Source organism: Frankia sp. R43, from assembly GCF_001306465.1.
Classification (GTDB): domain Bacteria; phylum Actinomycetota; class Actinomycetes; order Frankiales; family Frankiaceae; genus Parafrankia; species Parafrankia irregularis.
Genome location: NZ_LFCW01000001.1, coordinates 1452935 through 1469360, shown reverse-complemented (window position 1 = coordinate 1469360; position 16426 = coordinate 1452935). Strand labels below are relative to the sequence as shown.

The window sequence follows — 16426 nt, the reverse complement described above, 5'->3', positions numbered from 1 at the left end:
GCGCAACGACCGTTATCGGCATCGATATCATTACATCCAGCGATCTGATGGCGCCCAGAAGCGAATTGAACCGACGCCCTTCGCGCTAGGGGTGAAAAGTATGGAAACCAGTCCTCCGGTTGAACCACACGAGAAAGGCATGATCCCGGTCGGTGACGGTAACTTCGTCTACTGGGAGGTCTGCGGTAACCCGCAGGGGAAGCCTGCGCTCGTCGTTCACGGTGGGCCCGGATCGGGTTGCTCGGTAGGCGCCCGTCGGTTTCCTCACCTCGACCGATTCCGAGTGGTGCTCTTCGATCAGCGGGGCTGTGGACGTAGCATCCCGCACGCGAGTGATCCGGCTACCGATATGCGTTGTAACACCACGGAGCACCTGCTGGCCGACATGGAGGTGCTCCGTGAGCACCTCAACGTCGAGAAGTGGCTGCTCTTCGGAGGATCGTGGGGGTCGACGCTGGCGCTCGCCTACGCCGAGCGGCATCCGGGCCGGGTCTCGGAGATCGTCATCCCCGGAGTCACCATGACGCGGCGTGCGGAGATCGACTGGCTGTACCGCGGGGTGGCGAGGTTCTTCCCGCAGGAGTGGGAGCGGTTCCGTTCCGCCACGTCCGGGGCTGGCGGTGAGGGTGATCTGGTCAAGGCCTACGCGTGCCTGATGGAAGATCCCGACCCGCAGGTGCGGGCACGGGCTGCCGAGGCGTGGTGTGCCTGGGAGGACGCGGTCATCTCCCTGGAGCCGAACGGACGGCGGAACGCCTACAGCAGTCGTCCGCTGGCAGCCCGCCTCGCGCTCGTCCGCATCTGCGCGCACTACTTCGCCCACGGCGCCTGGCTGGAGGAGGACGTCCTGCTGCGTAATGCAGGGCGTCTGGCAGGAATACCCGGGGTGTTGATCCACGGTCGCCATGACCTGGGCAGCACCTTCCAGACCGCGTGGGAGCTTGCTGGCGCCTGGCCCGGCGCGGAACTCGTCGCCGTCACCGACGCCGGCCACACGGGCAGCGACACCATGCGCAGCCAGATTCACCGTGCCCTCACCAGATTCGCTCCGGGATGACCGGTGTGACCTCCAGTCTCGGTACGGCGCGGGCCGGGGCAGTGTGCATGTTCCTGACCGGAGTCAGCGCAATTCCGCCGAACATTTGCGCAGGGCTATCCGAGCAGTGGGAGCAGCCGGGGGCGGATCCGGTGGAAGAAGGCGAGCGGGTTGAGGTATTCCGCGCCGCGTAGAAGCCCCCAGTGCAGGCAGGCCGCGGTCGGGCAGCCGGAATGCCCCGCTTCGAGGAGCCCGATCTGCTCTCCCGTGGCGACCTGGTCACCTTCGTGCACGAGTGGACGTACAGGTTCGTAGGTGGTGCGCAGCGAGCCGTGCACGACGGTGACGACCCACCGGTCGCCGACCCAGCCCGCGAAGCCGACGACCCCGGAGCGGGCGGCTGCGACCGGGCTGCCCGGCGGGGAACTCAGATCGACCCCACGGTGCCCTGGGCCGAAAGGGTGCTCAGGTGCCTGAAACGCCCGCGCCACCGTGACGGCGCCTGGCAGTGGCCAGGTCCACCCGGCGGCGTCGCCGGCCGGCTCGGATCGCACCGGCGCGGTTACTGCCGGCTGGCTCGGGACCGGGGTGCTGACGGATGCCCGGATCGGCACCCGCCCTGGGCAGACGAGCGCGATCATCAGCGCGAGCAGCGGGATGACCAGCACGGCCGGGTCGAGGCGCGGTGGGTGGGACACAGCGGTTCGCCTCCGGATCGGCAGACACGACGAACTGTCCTTGTAGTGGAGCCGCCCTGGTGCCTTGTGGCGGAGCGGCCCCGATGGATGAGCGGCGGTCGGGCCCTTCGGGTCGGTTCCGACCGCCGCTCTGCTGGCCGGCGGGGGCGCCCGGTTTGGCCAGCAACACAAGGGTGCACGAATCCGCCATCAAACGGTGGCTAATGAAGTCTGTTGTGGATAAACGAAAACGAAAGGGGTCGCGCCGAGTCTCTGTGTGACCTCTTCGGTTTCGCCCGGCAGAGGCCGCCGATCCGGAGCGTCGCGCCGAGCTTCCGGGTTCGGTAGCGCGCTTGCCGCGGTTGCCGGGCTGGCGGGCCGTCCGACCAGCAGCTCCGCGGCCGTCCCTCCGGGCGGGCGGCCCCGGGCCTCGGTCAGGGAGCGGTCACGGAGGCCGGGTATCATTGACGGGAGTCCATCTGCCGAGGTCGCCTCGGCGTTGTTGGTGTCCCGGCCGCCCGGCTGGGCCGTCTGTGGCGCCGTGGGCCCCATTGGCGGTGGTCGGCGGCCGGCAGCAGCCGGTCTCCGACCATTTCGGTGGGCTCAGTTCGCACGCCTGCTCCCGGTCACGACCGGGAGGGCCTCCTCGGTCCGCCGCCCCGCGGCGGCCACGGCCAGTCGGGCGTCAGGGGTCTCCGGCTCTCGCCGGGGCCGTCACAACCGAGGCGTCCCGGTCAACGTGCCGGGCGAGAAGGGAGCGACGCCAGTCATGGCCGTCGTCACCATGAAGCAGCTCCTGGAGAGCGGCGTCCACTTCGGGCACCAGACGAAGCGCTGGAACCCGAAGATGAAGCGCTACATCTTCACCGAGCGCAACGGCATCTACATCATCGACCTCCAGCAGACCCTGTCCTACATCGACCGGGCCTACGACTTCGTCAAGGAGACGGTCGCCCACGGTGGGACCGTTCTGTTCATCGGGACGAAGAAGCAGGCGCAGGAGGCGATCGAGGAGCAGGCCCTGCGGGTCGGCATGCCCTTCGTCAAGGAGCGTTGGCTGGGCGGCATGCTGACGAACTTCTCCACGGTCTACAAGCGTCTCCAGCGGCTCAAGGAGCTCGAGGAGATCGAGCTGACCGGTGGCACCGAGGTCCGCACGAAGAAGGAACAGCTCGTGCTGACCCGGGAGAAGGCGAAGCTCGAGCGCACCCTCGGCGGTATCCGTGACATGAGCCGGGTGCCGAGTGCGGTCTGGGTCGTTGACACCAAGAAGGAGCACATCGCCGTCGGTGAGGCCCGCAAGCTGGGTATCCCGGTCGTGGCGATCCTGGACACCAACTGCGACCCGGACGAGGTCGACTACCCGATTCCGGGCAACGACGACGCGATCCGCAGCGCTGCCCTGCTCACCCGGGTCGTCGCGGACGCGGTGGCCGAGGGCCTGATGTCACGCGCCGGCGCGTCGAGCAACGCCGAGGCGAAGCCCGAGCAGTCCACGGGTGAGGAGCCGCTGGCCGAGTGGGAGCAGGCGCTGCTGCGCGGCGACGCCGCTCCCGCCGCGGCCGAGCCCGCCGTGGCCGAGCCCGCTGCGGCCGAGCCGGCTGCGGCCGCTTCCGCGGCGGCGAGTGAGCCCACGGCCGCCGAGGGCCAGCAGGAGGAGCAGCAGGAGCAGCCCCAGCCGGATGCGGTCGGCACCGCCGTCTGACAAAGCCAGACCCGACCTCGCGACGTCTCCCGGTGGTCTGCGCGTACCGCCGTGAGACGTTGCTCCAGCCCCGCCGCCCGGCAGCCGGGCGGCGGGGTAGGCGTCCGTCCGGGAGGCCGTCGACCGCCGCTGGCGGCGGCGGTCGGAGTGGGTGGCGCCCGTGCGGCGGCGTCGCGTAGTCCCGACGTCGAGACTTCCAGCAACGCTGACCATCGCCAGCAATCGGAACTGACGAGAAGAGCACCATGGCAGACATCACAGCCGCCGACATCCGCAAGCTCCGGGAACTCACCGGCGCCGGGATGAGCGACGTCAAGAAGGCGCTTGTCGATCACGACGGCGACTTCGAGAAGGCCAAGTCCTGGCTGCGGGAGAAGGGTCTCGCGGGCGTCGCCAAGCGCGCGGGCCGCAGCACGGTGAACGGGCTTGTCGAGTCCTACCTCCACCGCACCGACCCGCAGCTTCCGCCGACGCTCGGCGTCCTCGTGGAGCTTCGCTGCGAGACCGACTTCGTCGCCAAGACGGAGGACTTCAAGCAGCTCGCGCGTGACCTCGCTCAGCACATCGCGGCGGCCGACCCGCTGTACGTGACCGCGGAGCAGATCCCGAACGAGGTGCTGGAAGCCGAGCGGAAGATCTACGAGGCGGCGGCCCGCGAAGAGGGCAAGAACGAGAACGCCATCCCGAAGATCGTCGAGGGCAAGGTCAACGGCTACATCAAGAGCGCGGTGCTGCTCGACCAGCCCTGGGTGAAGGATGGCAAGATCACCATCCGTGCCCTGCTGGAGCAGGCGGGCTCCTCACTCGGTGAGAAGATCGAGGTGGGCCGGTTCGCGCGGTTCAACGTGCGGCAGGCCTGAGTAGGCGCTCGCCACGCCGGTGGGGAGAGACGGCCGGGCATCTGGCAGGGGATGAACCCTCTGCGGATGTCCGGCCGACGTCGGTTTGCGGTCCTTCGCCTCTGCGGCCCCTCGCGTTCGCGGGCATCACACGGCACACGGTGACGTTTGGCGGCGCGATCTGCACCGGCCCGATCCGGCCGGCCACAGTTCGCGCTCGTCGACGCGCCACGCGGCCCCACGGGCAGCCGTGCCTGAGTCGTGCGGCAGACTGCAGTCAGCATGAACGTCCCAGGCCGATGATCCCGGCTAACGGCGAAGGAGCCTCCCCGTGACCGATGACGCCTACAACGCCGTGGGTGCAGTCGACTCTGGAGACCGCACTGACACCCAGCCGCGATGGACCCGGGTGCTGCTGAAGCTCTCCGGTGAGGCGTTCGCCGGCGGGGAGCCGCTGGGGATCGACCCCGTCACCCTTTCGACGATCGCACGCCAGATCGCCGGGGTGAGCCGGTCGGGTATCGAGGTCGCCATCGTCGTCGGCGCGGGAAACATGTTCCGCGGGCAGGCCCTGGCCGAGCGTGGGATGGACCGCGCCCGGGCCGACTACATGGGCATGCTCGGAACGGTGATCAACTGCCTCGCGCTGCAGGACGTCCTCGAGCGGGAAGGCATCGTGACGCGGGTGCAGACGGCGATCGCCATGGGCCAGGTCGCCGAGCCCTACCTTCCCCTGCGGGCGATCCGCCATCTGGAGAAGGGCCGAGTGGTGATCTTCGGTGCGGGTCTGGGGGCGCCTTTCTTCTCGACTGACACCACGGCCGCCCAGCGGGCGCTGGAGGTCAAGGCCCAGGCGGTGCTCAAGGCGACGAAGGTCGACGGGGTCTACGACTCCGACCCTGCGACGAATCCCGCCGCCGTTCGGTTCGACACCCTCACTTACGGTGAGGTTCTCGCGCGCGGCCTGAAAGTGATGGACGCGACCGCGATCAGCCTGTGCATGGACAACGACCTGCCGATCGTCGTCTTCGATCTCCTCACCGAGGGGAACATCTCCCGGGCTGTCCGGGGTGAGAAGATCGGCACGTTGGTCGGTGTCGAAACGTACGGAACGGAAGGTACGCGGTGATCGACGACACGCTCCTCGAGGCCGAGGAGAAGATGGACAAGGCAGTCTCGGTCGCCAAGGAGGACTTCGGGAACATCCGGACCGGCCGCATCACCCCGGCGGTCTTCGGGAAGGTCCTCGTTGACTACTACGGTGCGCCGACCCCTGTCCAGCAGCTCGCCTCGTTCCACATCCCCGAGCCGCGCATGGTCATCATCACCCCCTACGACAAGTCGTCGCTGGGTGCGGTGGAGAAGGCCGTCCGGGACTCGGACCTCGGGGTGAACCCGAGCAACGACGGTGCGATCATCCGCTGCGTCTTTCCGGAGCTCTCCGAACAGCGCCGCCGTGAGCTGGTGAAGGTGGCCCGCACCAAGGCCGAGGAGGCCCGGGTCAGCATCCGCAACATCCGGCGCCACGCCAAGGACGCCATCGACCGTATCGTCCGTGACGGTGACGCCGGCGAGGACGAGGGCCGGCGTGGCGAGAAGGATCTCGACGAGGCGACCCACCGGTACGTCGCGCAGGTCGATGAACTTCTCCGCGTCAAGGAGTCGGACCTGCTCTCGGTCTGACCCCCGAGCAGCGTTCAGCCATATGCGGCACCGTGCCCATCCGCCACCTCGGACCATCCAGGGGTGGCGTGCCGGGCGTGCCGGTAGGAACGGATGGGATGGGCGGAGCGGTGAGTATCCCGGCCCTGGGAATGCCGCCCGAGGACACGGCTGTGACTGACCGCGCCGACACGCCTGACGACCCGGGACGGGACGGTCTCCGAACGGAGCAGCACGGCTTCGTCCCGGCGGACGGGCCTGCTCCGGGCGGCCATGCCTCGAACGGCATCGGTGGTCCGCACGGCATCGGTGGTCCGCACGGTGCCGGCGGTTCGAACGGTGCCGGCGGTTCGAACGGTGCCGCCGGTTCGAACGGTGCCGCCGGCTCGGAGCGGGTCACCCGACCGCTGGCCGGGGACGTTGATCTCGCGTCCGCCCCGGTCGTCGGGCCAGGTACCGGTCGCGGCGGTGATGCGGCGGGCCGCGGGCCGGCAGCCCAGCCGCCGTTGGAAGGCGACCAGCAGCCGGCCGCGGGGGGCCTGCCCGCGAAGAACACCGCGAAGAGCGGCCGGCGGGTGATCCGGGCCGGCCGTGACCTCCCCGCCGCGATCGCGGTGGGGATCGTCCTCGGCGCGGTGATCCTCGTCCCGCTGTTCACCTTCTACCCGATCTGGGTGGGCGTGGTCAGCGCCGCGGTGGCGATCGGGACCTACGAGGTCGTCCGTGCGCTGCACGTCGCGGGGATGACGGTCCCGCTGGTCCCACTGGCGGCGGGTGCCGTCGCGATGCCTGTCGCGGCCTACGGCGCCGGTACGAACGGACTCGTGCTGGCCCTGGCGGGCACCATCCTCGCCGCCGTCGCCGTCCGTGGCGTGCGCGATCCCACGACGGCGAACAGCGCGGCACGGTTGCGGGACTTCGCGGCCTGCGCCTTCACCGCCGCGTACGTCGGCTTTCCGGCCGGCTTCGCCACCCTGCTGACCTCCGCGCCGGACGGCCACTGGCGCACCATCGCGTTCCTCGGCACGGTGGTCGCCAGCGACATCGGCGGCTACACGGCAGGTGTGCTCTCGGGCGGCCGTCACAAGCTGGCTCCGTCGGTTTCGCCCGGCAAGTCGTGGGAGGGCTTCGCCGGGTCGATCGTCGGCTGCGTCATCGTCGGCGCCGTCCTGATGACCTGGCCGCTGGACGGCGAGATCTGGCAGGGAGCGCTGCTCGGGGTGGCCACCGCCTGTTCCGCGACTGTGGGTGACCTGGGCGAGTCGCTGCTCAAGCGGGACATCGGCATCAAGGACATGGGCAGTCTGCTGCCCGGCCACGGCGGGATCATGGACCGCCTCGACTCCCTGCTGTGCACGGCCCCGGTGGCCTGGCTGCTCATCACCGCGTTCCTCGGCTGACCGGGCCGACCTCGACTGACCGGGCGAGGCTCAGCGGGGCCGCGGGCGCGTTCTGACCGGCGCAGACCCGGGGCGGCGAACGGGCCTCGTGGATCACCGGGGCGCCGTCTCGCCGGACTGCCTGGCAGACTGGACAGGCGATGACTGCCACGACCGCCGATTCCGGAGACCTCCTGCCACTGGTGGCAGGGCGGTCTCGCCCGCCGCGTCACCTCGCGGACCTCTCCCGCGACGAACGGCGTGCCGTGGCCGAGTCGCTTGGCCTGCCGGCCTTCCGGGCCGACCAGCTCGCCCGGCACTACTTCGCCCGTCATCTGCGGGCCGAGGACGCCGCCGCGATGACCGACCTGCCCGCGCAGGTCCGGGCGACGCTCGTCGACTCGCTGCTGCCGCGGCTGCTCACCGCCGCCACCACGGCGGACTGCGACGGTGGCCAGACCCGCAAGACCGTCTGGCGCACGGTTGACGGCGCCAAGATCGAGTCCGTGCTGATGCGATACCCGCAGCGGACAACCGTCTGTGTCTCGAGCCAGGCGGGCTGCGGTATGGCCTGTCCCTTCTGCGCGACGGGCCAGGGTGGTCTCACCCGCAACCTCTCGACGGCCGAGATCGTCGAACAGGTGGTGGACGCGGCTCGCACGATGACTCGGGGCGGCCTGCCCGGTGGGCCCGGCAGGTTGTCCAACGTGGTGTTCATGGGCATGGGCGAGCCGTTGGCGAACTACAACGCCCTGCTCGCCGCGCTGCGGCGGCTCGTCGAGCCCACGCCGGACGGTCTCGGTCTCTCGGCGCGGAGCCTGACGGTGAGCACGGTGGGCCTGGTGCCGGGGATCCGCCGGCTGGCCGGTGAGGGGCTTCCGGTGACGCTCGCGCTCTCGCTGCACGCACCGGACGACGAGCTGCGCAACGAGCTCGTTCCGATCAACACGCGGTGGCCCGTGGCCGAGGTCCTCGAGGCTGCCTGGGACTACGCCCGCATCACCGGCCGGCGGGTGAGCATCGAATACGCGCTGATCGACGGCGTCAACGACTCTCCCGAGCGGGCGGACGCCCTCGGCGCCCTGCTCGCCGGCCAGCTGGCACATGTGAACCTGATCCCGCTCAACCCGACGGACGGCTCGTCCTGGCAGGCGAGCGCCCCCCGCGGCCAGCGGGTCTTCGTGGATCGACTGCGAGCCCGGGGCGTCACGGCGACAGTGCGCGACACCCGCGGCCGGGAGATCGCCGCCGCGTGCGGCCAGCTCGCGGCCGAACCGCCGGCCCGTCGGCGGACGGGGCGCTAGCCGTGGCGTTCGGGAGCCCTGCCGGGCGTCGGCGAGGCAACGGCCGGCCCGGTGCCGGTTCGGCGAGGTCGACCGGCGGATCAGCGAGACCTGGTGTCGGTTCGGCGAGATCTGGTGTCGGTTCGGCGAGGTCGGCCGCGGGCTCGGCGAGGTCGGCCGCGGGCCGGGTGCGGGCTCGCTCCGGTGCGCTGCGCAACGGCTCCCGGCCGAACAGCACGCTCTGGCTGCCGATCACCGCCGCGGCGGGGGTGCTCCTCCTGCTGCTCTGGTATGCGATGTCACAGTCCCCGTCGGGCAAGTCCGATGCCGCGGCGCCGGTCGCGACCGCGCTGGGCAGGGCAGGGGCTTCGGGTGCGGCCGCGCTGGCCGCGCTTCCCACCGTGCCGGCGCCGCCGGCCAGCGGCTGCCAGACGGGCAAGAGCCTGCCGTCCGGGGTCACCACCGAGACCGTCACCGTCGCGGGCACGGATCGGCAGTACCGGCTTGCCGTGCCCCAGGGCGCCAGGGCGGGCACGGCGCTTCCGCTCGTCGTCAACCTGCACGACCGCGACCAGTCCGTGGACCAGCTGGAGCAGTACACCGGGATGGCTGACGCGGGGACCAGATCGGGCTATGCGGTCGTCACCCCGGTCGGCGTGTCCGCCCGGTGGAACCTCACCCGCTCGGCCGAGGTCGGCCCCGACGACGTTCTGTTCATCGGCACGGTGCTCAACGACCTGACGGGCCGGATGTGCCTCGACCCGAAGCGGGTGTTCGCCAGCGGCTTCTCCGATGGCGCCGACATGGTGCTGGAGCTCGCCTGCGCGCTGCCCGACCGGTTCGCGGCCGTGGTCACGGTCGCGGCGAGCCGGGTCCCGGACGACTGCGCGGATCCGCGCGCGAACCTGCTCGAGATGCACGGAACCGCGGACGCGATCGCTCCCTGGGACGGCGGCGGCCCGGCCCGTACCGCGCCCTTCGCGGGGCTGGTCGCGCAGCCCGTCGAGAGCCGCACCGACCGGTACGCCAGGGCGTTCGGCTGCGGCGGTGAGCATTCCGCCGGCGCGGAGATGTCCAGCGCCGCCCTCACTGCCTGGACGTCCTGCCCGACGGGCAAGGACGTCGGGGTGCTGGCCATCAAGGGCGGTGGTCACACCTGGCCGGGCGCGGCCGCGCGGCCCGAGCTCGGGGCCACCGTGTCGAACCTGAGCGCGACCGTCGTCGCCCTGGAGTTCTTCGGCGGGCATCCGGCCGACGGCCGGACGGTCACCGGTGGGGGTGCTTCCGGCGGCGGTGGCACGGCCGGGGGCGGTGCGACCAGGCCGGCCGTTCCCACGACGAGCCCGGCACCGGCGTCCGCGACGAGGTCGACAGGCCCGGAACCGTCCGCATCCGCGGTACCGGATAGCACCACCGAGCCCACGACCGGACCGACTCCGTCCCCCACTCCAGTGGTCCCCTCTGTGTCCGCCACCGCATCGGCGAGCCCGGCGGCCGCCGGCGGGTGAGGGTTGACGCCAGGTGAGAGGCCAGTGGCTACGGGGCAGGTCAGCGTATTCGGTGCTGACCGCGGGTAGGCGCGGGTGCACCCAATGCACACCTTCGGGTTGCACCTGTCAGGAACCGAACAGGCCTCGGTCCAAGCGTCGAAGGGCCTGCGAGAATGGGCGGTGTGGCGGAGGCTTCGGTCCAGCGTGAAGTGGTTCTGCTCGGGTCCACCGGCTCGATCGGAACCCAGGCGATAGATGTCGTACGCCGCAACCCGGACAGGTTCCGGGTGGTGGCGCTGATGGGCGGCGGGTCACGGGTGGACCTGCTCGCGGAGCAGGCGCTCGATCTCGGCGTCGAGGCGGTCGGTGTGGCCGCCGCGTCCGCGGCGCAGGACCTGCAGCTCGCGTTCTTCGCGGAGGCGTCCCGGCGCGGGTACCGCCGCGGGGAGTTCGCGGTTCCCAAGATTCTCGCGGGGCCCGACGCGGCCGTCGAGATCGCGTCCTGGCCGGCGGACATCGTTCTCAACGGGGTGTCGGGCTCGGTCGGGCTCGCCCCGACCCTGGCGGCGCTCAAGGCAGGCGCGACGGTGGGCCTGGCGAACAAGGAGTCCCTGGTCGCCGGCGGCCCGCTGGTGCTCGAGGCGCTGGGCGGCAATCCCGACCGGCTCGTGCCGGTGGACTCCGAGCACTCCGCGCTGGCCCAGTGCCTGCGCGGGGGGCGGCGCGAGGAGGTCCACAAGCTGGTGCTGACCGCCAGCGGCGGTCCGTTCCGCGGGCGGAGCCGGGACGAGCTGGCCGGCGTCACCCGCGAGCAGGCGCTCGCGCATCCGACGTGGGCGATGGGGCCACTGGTCACCATCAACTCGGCGACGCTGATGAACAAGGGCCTCGAGCTGATCGAGGCGCACCTGTTCTTCGGGGTGCCCTACGACGACATCGAGGTCGTCGTTCATCCGCAGTCGCTGGTCCACTCGATGGTCGAGTTCACCGACGGTTCGACCATCGCGCAGGTGTCGCCGCCGGACATGCGGCTGCCCATCGCCCTGGCGCTGGGGTGGCCGGACCGGGTGCCCCTGGCACAGCCGCCGATGGACTGGACCCGGCCGCAGTCGCTGACCTTCGAGCCACTCGACACCGTCGCGTTCCCCGCGGTCGACCTCGCCCGGACGGCGGGCCGGCTCGGTGGCACCGCTCCGGCGGTGTTCAATGCGGCGAACGAGGAGGCCGTCGCGGCCTTCCTCGCGGGTGGGCTGCCGTTCGTCCGTATCGTCGACCTGGTGGCTGAGGTGGTGGAAGCGCACGAGGTGATCGCCCGTCCGACGTTGGACGAGGTGTTCGAGACCGAGCGCGAGGCCCGGGCCGCGGCGAACCGTCTGATCGAACAGGCCGGTGGGCGGCCTGTGGCGGCCGGAGGACGTGCTTGATGGCAGCCCTGGGCATCGCAGCCTTCGTCCTCGCCCTGTTCGTCTCGGTCGTCCTGCACGAGGCCGGGCACTTCGTCACGGCCCGGTACTTCGGGATGAAGGCGTCCCGCTTCTTCGTCGGTTTCGGCCCCACCCTGTGGTCGAAGCAGCGCGGGGAGACCGAGTACGGGGTGAAGGCCATCCCGGCCGGCGGGTTCGTCAAGATCGAGGGAATGACCTCCCTCGAGGAGATCGACCCGGCTGACGAGCCGCGGGCCTTCTACAAGGCCCCGGCACGGGCGAGGCTGGTCGTGATGTCCGCGGGCTCGTTCGTCCACTTCGTCATCGCGATCGTGCTGATCTACGGCGTGCTGGTCACCCTCGGCACCAAGCAGACCAGCGAGACGCTGATCGGGGAGACGACGTGCCTGCCCGCGGCGGGCCAGACCGAGTGCACCGGGGCCGGCCCGGCGGCGGCCGCCGGGCTGCTCAAGGGCGACCGGGTGGTGAGCTTCGAGGGAACGTCCATCACCACGTGGGAGGACTTCACCCGGCTGGTGCGAGAGCACGGACCCGGGCCCGCCGAGCTCGTCGTCTCCCGGGACGGCCGGCAGCTGACCCTGCGCCCCGACCTCGGCGAGGTCCTGCGTGACCGCAGGACCGGCGGCGAGGGGAAGGACCCGGTCGGAGCCCTGGGAGTCAGGCCGGGGCAGGAGTCCGTTCACTACGGGGTGCTCGGAGCCGTTCCGGAGACCTTCAAGGTGATCGGCTCCGGGTTCACCGGGATGTACGACACGTTCACCGAACGGCTCGATGACATCAGCCGCATCTTCGGTGACAACCGCGACGAGAGCGGTTTCATCAGTGTGGTGGGCGCGGCCCGCCTCGGTGGCGACGTGGTCACCGCGGACGAGGACTGGTCCGACCGCATCGGGGTCTTCCTGTTCCTCGTGGCCGCGATCAATCTCGCCATCGGGATCTTCAACCTGTTGCCGCTGCTACCGCTCGACGGCGGGCACATCGCGGTGCTCGGTTTCGAGCAGGCCCGACACGGGCTGCGGCGGCTGCGTGGTTACCGGGGGCCGGTGCAGCCGGTGGACTTCGCGAAGCTGTTACCAGCCACGTACGCCACGGTCGTCGTTCTCGTCGGGTTCAGTCTGATCATTCTGTCCGCCGACATCGTCAACCCCATCCGCATCAACCAGTGAGCCGCCGTGTACCCGCGGTGGCGCGCGGTGGTGGTCAGTGGACGTCCCGGTCGCCGGTCGATCCGGCGGATCCGGTCGGGCGTCGCGCCGGCCGTCGTGAGTGCGCCGCCTCCGCACGACGTCCATCGACCTGATTGACACCGATCCAGCCGATCTGTGAATCGGCTCGGACCTGATCGACCCGGATGCCCCGGTCGCCCATGGCGGACCGGGGCCGGGTCGCCAATTGACGATCAAGAATCCGACACGCCAGTGAGGACATCGTGACCGTTACTCTGGGCATGCCCGCCGCTCCGCCCCGCCCGGTCGGAACCCGGCGGGTCAGCCGGCAGATCCACGTGGGCAACGTGCCGGTCGGAGGTGACGCCCCGGTCTCCATCCAGTCGATGTGCACCACGCTGACCTCGGACGTCAACGCCACCCTGCAGCAGATCGCCGAGCTGACCACCGCCGGCTGTCAGATCGTGCGGGTCGCCGTTCCGAGTCAGGACGACGCGGACGCCCTCGCGGCGATCGTGCGCAAGTCGCCGATCCCGGTGATCGCCGACATCCACTTCCAGCCGAAGTACGTGTTCGCCGCGATCGACGCGGGCTGCGCCGCGGTCCGGGTGAACCCGGGCAACATCAAGCAGTTCGACGACAAGGTCGGGGAGATCGCGCGGGCCGCCAAGGGCGCCGGCACCCCGATCCGCATCGGTGTCAACGCCGGGTCGCTCGACAAGCGCCTGCTGGAGAAGTACGGCAAGGCCACCCCGGAAGCGCTCTGCGAGTCGGCGCTGTGGGAGTGCTCCCTGTTCGAGGAGCACGACTTCCGCGACATCAAGATCTCGGTGAAGCACAACGACCCGGTGATCATGATTCAGGCCTACCGGCTGCTGGCCCAGGCCTGTGACTACCCGCTGCACCTCGGTGTCACCGAGGCCGGCCCGGCGTTCCAGGGCACCGTCAAGTCGGCGGTCGCCTTCGGAGCCCTGCTGGCCGAGGGTATCGGCGACACGATCCGGGTCTCGCTGTCGGCTCCTCCGATCGAGGAGGTCAAGGTCGGCGCGGCGATCCTGGAGTCGCTCGGGCTCAAGGAGCGGCGACTGGAGATCGTCTCCTGCCCGGCCTGTGGCCGGGCTCAGGTCGACGTCTACACCCTCGCCAACGAGGTCAGCGCCGGCCTCGAGGGCATGGAGGTGCCGCTGCGCGTGGCCGTCATGGGCTGCGTCGTGAACGGCCCGGGCGAGGCCCGCGAGGCCGACCTCGGCGTTGCCTCCGGCAACGGCAAGGGTCAGATCTTCGTCCGTGGCAAGGTAATCAAGACGGTCCCCGAGGCGCAGATCGTGGAGACTCTGATCGAGGAGGCCATGCGAATCGCGGAGGAGATGGAGGCTGACGGCGCGGCCTCCGGTACGCCGTCGGTGTCTGTGGCCTGACAACGGGAAGGGCTGGATGGGTCTGCCGCTTCGCTCCACTCCGACCAGGCTGCTCGATGACCGGGATCTTCCCGCGGTCACCGAGCTGCTGAGCCGCAACCCGGTCGCGGACGTGTTCGTCGCGTCGCGGGTGGCGGCGTGTGGCCTGGATCCCTGGCGCCTGGGCGCCGAGGTCTGGGGGCACACGGTCGACGGCACCCTCACAGCCCTGTGTTACTCCGGCGCGAACCTCTGGCCCGTGGGGGCGGGCCCGGACTCGGCGAAGCTGTTCGCCGAGCGGGCCCGCCGCCAGGGGCGCCGCTGTTCGTCGATCGTCGGCGTCGCTTCGGCGGTCGCCGCGATGTGGCGGCATCTGGAGCCGGTGTGGGGCCCGGCCCGGGAGATCCGCGGCGAGCAGCCTTTACTCGCCATCAACGACGAGCCCAGGATCGCGCCCGATCCCGGGGTCCGCCAGGTCCGGCCAGATGAGCTGGACATCCTGCTCCCCGCCTGCATCGCGATGTTCACCGAGGAGATCGGGGTCTCGCCGGTCGGTGCCGACGGTGGCGCGCTCTACCGCTCCCGGGTCGCCGAGTTCATCGGGCAGCGGCGGTCCTTCGCCCACATCGAGAACGGCCGGGTGCTGTTCAAGGCGGAGCTCGGTGCCGTCGCGGGGGACGTCTGCCAGATCCAGGGCGTTTGGGTTGACCCGGCGCTACGCGGCCGTGGCCTCGGCGCCGCCGGTACCGCCAGCGTCGTCGCGCTGGCCCGGGCGATGTTCGCCCCGGTCGTGAGCCTGTACGTGAACGACTTCAACCACGTCGCGCGCCGCGCCTATGAGCGTGTCGGCTTCGAGCGCGTGGGCACGTTCGCCTCGATCCTCTTCTAGCGCGGACGTCCGGGCTGAGCCCGGCTCTCACTGCGACTGCCACGTCGCGCCATTTCCGCGCCATTTCCGCGCCACTTCCGCGCCGCGTCGCGTGCACGGATCCCTTACTCGCGCCGTGGTGGTCGACGCGTCCTCCTCCAGCACCTGAATTTGCCAGATCGTGGTCGTTCGATCACTAATCGTCGCACCTTTCGGTATCTGTGTTCATTGCTGTGGCGCTATCGCCCTATCTCTGGCATCCTTACCTTCTCGACGTAATCAATCGACAAGACGCATTCGATCGAGTTTGTTAGACGATCGGGTGTGTGGGAGAGGGTACGGAACGTGATGAAGCCCCAGGGTCTGTGGCGCAGGTTCGTGCCACTGGTTGCTGCCAGTGCGCTAGCGCTGACGGTGGCCGCCTGCTCGGGCGACGACGGGGGGTCGGAGTCCGTGGCGGCGTCCGGGGAGGTCACCGGAACCCTGCGGCTCGGGTACTTCCCGAACCTCACCCACGCCCCGGCACTGGTCGGCGTCGAGCAGGGCACCTTCGCCAAGGAGCTCGGCTCCGGAGTGAAGCTGGCGCCCTCGACGTTCAACTCGGGCACGCAGGAGGCGGAGGCGATCCTCTCCGGCGCGATCGATGCCGGCTTCATCGGTCCGAACCCGGCCGTCAACACCTTCATCAAGTCCAGGGGCGAAGCCATCCGGATCGTCTCCGGGGTGACCTCCGGCGGTGCGGCGCTGGTGGTGAAGCCGGAGATCACCTCGGTCGACCAGCTTCGCGGCAAGACGCTGGCCACGCCGAGCCTCGGCAACACCCAGGACGTCGCGCTGCGCTACTTCCTCAAGAAGAAGGGCTTCGAGACCGACACCAAGGGCGGCGGCGACGTCTCGATCCGCCCGCAGGACAACTCGATCACCGTCGACGCGTTCAAGTCCGGTGCCATCGACGGCGCGTGGGTGCCCGAGCCCACCGCCTCCAGGCTGGTCTCGGAGGGCGGGCACGTCCTGGTCGACGAGGCCGACGAGTGGCCCGAGACCGACGGCAAGTTCGTCACCACCGTCCTGCTCGTGCGCACGGACTACCTGAAGAAGAACCCGGAGATCGTCGAGCGGCTGATCACGGCGAACATCAACGTGATCAAGCAGCTGAACGACGACCCGGCCGCCGGGCAGGCCGCCGCGAACGAGGCGCTGAAGAAGCTCACCGGCAAGCCGCTCGCCGACGACGTCGTCTCGTCCGCCTGGAAGGGCCTGACGTTCAGCCCGGACCCGGTCGCGAAGTCGCTGTTCACCTCGGCCGCGCACCAGGAGGAGCTCGGGCTCATCAAGGACCCCCAGCTCGACGGGATCTTCGACCTCTCGGTCGTCAACAGGATTCTCGCCGACGCGGGCGAGCCTGCGGTCGCGGACAAGTAGCCCACGGGCGCGAGAGCACAGGCAGGTAACGGAGCGGGTGCCGTGGCGGCCACATGG

At 70.3% G+C, this 16426-nt stretch carries 14 protein-coding genes; 13 read left to right on the top strand and 1 reads right to left on the bottom strand.

The genetic code is table 11. The features are described 5' to 3' along the window. Positions 1-100: 100 nt before the first annotated feature. On the top strand, positions 101-1057 hold the full coding sequence (gene pip / locus ACG83_RS05530) for a prolyl aminopeptidase (protein WP_054564995.1): 957 nt from the start codon (positions 101-103) through the stop codon (positions 1055-1057). 95 nt (positions 1058-1152) lie between these two features. Here the strand turns inward: pip and ACG83_RS05525 are convergent, their stop codons facing one another. Then, the gene (locus ACG83_RS05525) at positions 1153-1734 is read right to left on the bottom strand and encodes a M23 family metallopeptidase (protein WP_054564994.1); all 582 of its coding nucleotides are present in this window, start codon (positions 1732-1734) and stop codon (positions 1153-1155) included. Positions 1735-2482: 748 nt separating this feature from the next. On the opposite strand from ACG83_RS05525, the gene rpsB reads away from it, so the two are divergent. The 12 genes from rpsB to ACG83_RS05465 all read left to right on the top strand — a co-directional run bounded on the left by rpsB (position 2483) and on the right by ACG83_RS05465 (position 16369). Beyond that, positions 2483-3418, top strand: coding sequence for a 30S ribosomal protein S2 (gene rpsB / locus ACG83_RS05520; protein WP_054564993.1), 936 nt, complete (start codon positions 2483-2485; stop codon positions 3416-3418). Positions 3419-3663: 245 nt separating this feature from the next. After that, positions 3664-4278: a translation elongation factor Ts gene (locus tag ACG83_RS05515; RefSeq protein WP_054564992.1), complete on the top strand. Its 615-nt coding sequence runs from the start codon at positions 3664-3666 to the stop codon at positions 4276-4278. Positions 4279-4588: 310 nt separating this feature from the next. Beyond that, positions 4589-5386 carry a UMP kinase gene (pyrH, locus tag ACG83_RS05510; RefSeq protein WP_006544168.1) on the top strand — a complete coding sequence of 266 codons (798 nt, stop codon included), beginning with the start codon at positions 4589-4591 and terminating at the stop codon, positions 5384-5386. Then, positions 5383-5940, top strand: coding sequence for a ribosome recycling factor (gene frr / locus ACG83_RS05505; RefSeq protein WP_054564991.1), 558 nt, complete (start codon positions 5383-5385; stop codon positions 5938-5940). Before pyrH ends, frr begins: the two co-directional genes overlap by 4 nt. A gap of 152 nt (positions 5941-6092) precedes the next feature. After that, a complete protein-coding gene (locus ACG83_RS05500) occupies positions 6093-7319 on the top strand; it encodes a phosphatidate cytidylyltransferase (protein WP_369812853.1) in 1227 nt (408 codons plus the stop codon). A gap of 140 nt (positions 7320-7459) precedes the next feature. Further along, on the top strand, positions 7460-8602 hold the full coding sequence (rlmN, locus tag ACG83_RS05495; protein ID WP_054564989.1) for a 23S rRNA (adenine(2503)-C(2))-methyltransferase RlmN: 1143 nt from the start codon (positions 7460-7462) through the stop codon (positions 8600-8602). 167 nt (positions 8603-8769) lie between these two features. After that, the gene (locus tag ACG83_RS05490) at positions 8770-10089 is read left to right on the top strand and encodes a PHB depolymerase family esterase (RefSeq protein ID WP_235497672.1); all 1320 of its coding nucleotides are present in this window, start codon (positions 8770-8772) and stop codon (positions 10087-10089) included. A 155-nt stretch (positions 10090-10244) separates the two neighbouring features. Further along, positions 10245-11495, top strand: coding sequence for a 1-deoxy-D-xylulose-5-phosphate reductoisomerase (gene dxr, locus ACG83_RS05485; RefSeq protein WP_054564988.1), 1251 nt, complete (start codon positions 10245-10247; stop codon positions 11493-11495). Next, a complete protein-coding gene (locus tag ACG83_RS05480; RefSeq protein ID WP_054564987.1) occupies positions 11495-12682 on the top strand; it encodes an RIP metalloprotease in 1188 nt (395 codons plus the stop codon). The genes dxr and ACG83_RS05480 overlap by 1 nt, the downstream gene beginning before the upstream one ends. Before the next feature lie 263 nt (positions 12683-12945). Further along, positions 12946-14100, top strand: coding sequence for a flavodoxin-dependent (E)-4-hydroxy-3-methylbut-2-enyl-diphosphate synthase (gene ispG / locus ACG83_RS05475; protein WP_054564986.1), 1155 nt, complete (start codon positions 12946-12948; stop codon positions 14098-14100). A 16-nt stretch (positions 14101-14116) separates the two neighbouring features. Further along, the gene (locus tag ACG83_RS05470; RefSeq protein ID WP_054564985.1) at positions 14117-14968 is read left to right on the top strand and encodes a GNAT family N-acetyltransferase; all 852 of its coding nucleotides are present in this window, start codon (positions 14117-14119) and stop codon (positions 14966-14968) included. A gap of 327 nt (positions 14969-15295) precedes the next feature. After that, positions 15296-16369 carry an ABC transporter substrate-binding protein gene (locus tag ACG83_RS05465; RefSeq protein WP_054564984.1) on the top strand — a complete coding sequence of 358 codons (1074 nt, stop codon included), beginning with the start codon at positions 15296-15298 and terminating at the stop codon, positions 16367-16369. Positions 16370-16426 lie beyond the last annotated feature (57 nt).

Bases quoted from the DNA above. Each gene is read 5' to 3' on its own strand.
- pip (WP_054564995.1), top strand. From the start codon at position 101: ATGGAAACCAGTCCTCCGGTTGAACCACACGAGAAAGGCATGATCCCG.
- rpsB (WP_054564993.1), top strand. From the start codon at position 2,483: ATGGCCGTCGTCACCATGAAGCAGCTCCTGGAGAGCGGCGTCCACTTC.
- ACG83_RS05515 (WP_054564992.1), top strand. From the start codon at position 3,664: ATGGCAGACATCACAGCCGCCGACATCCGCAAGCTCCGGGAACTCACC.
- rlmN (WP_054564989.1), top strand. From the start codon at position 7,460: ATGACTGCCACGACCGCCGATTCCGGAGACCTCCTGCCACTGGTGGCA.
- dxr (WP_054564988.1), top strand. From the start codon at position 10,245: ATGGGCGGTGTGGCGGAGGCTTCGGTCCAGCGTGAAGTGGTTCTGCTC.
- ACG83_RS05480 (WP_054564987.1), top strand. From the start codon at position 11,495: ATGGCAGCCCTGGGCATCGCAGCCTTCGTCCTCGCCCTGTTCGTCTCG.
- ACG83_RS05470 (WP_054564985.1), top strand. From the start codon at position 14,117: ATGGGTCTGCCGCTTCGCTCCACTCCGACCAGGCTGCTCGATGACCGG.
- ACG83_RS05465 (WP_054564984.1), top strand. From the start codon at position 15,296: ATGAAGCCCCAGGGTCTGTGGCGCAGGTTCGTGCCACTGGTTGCTGCC.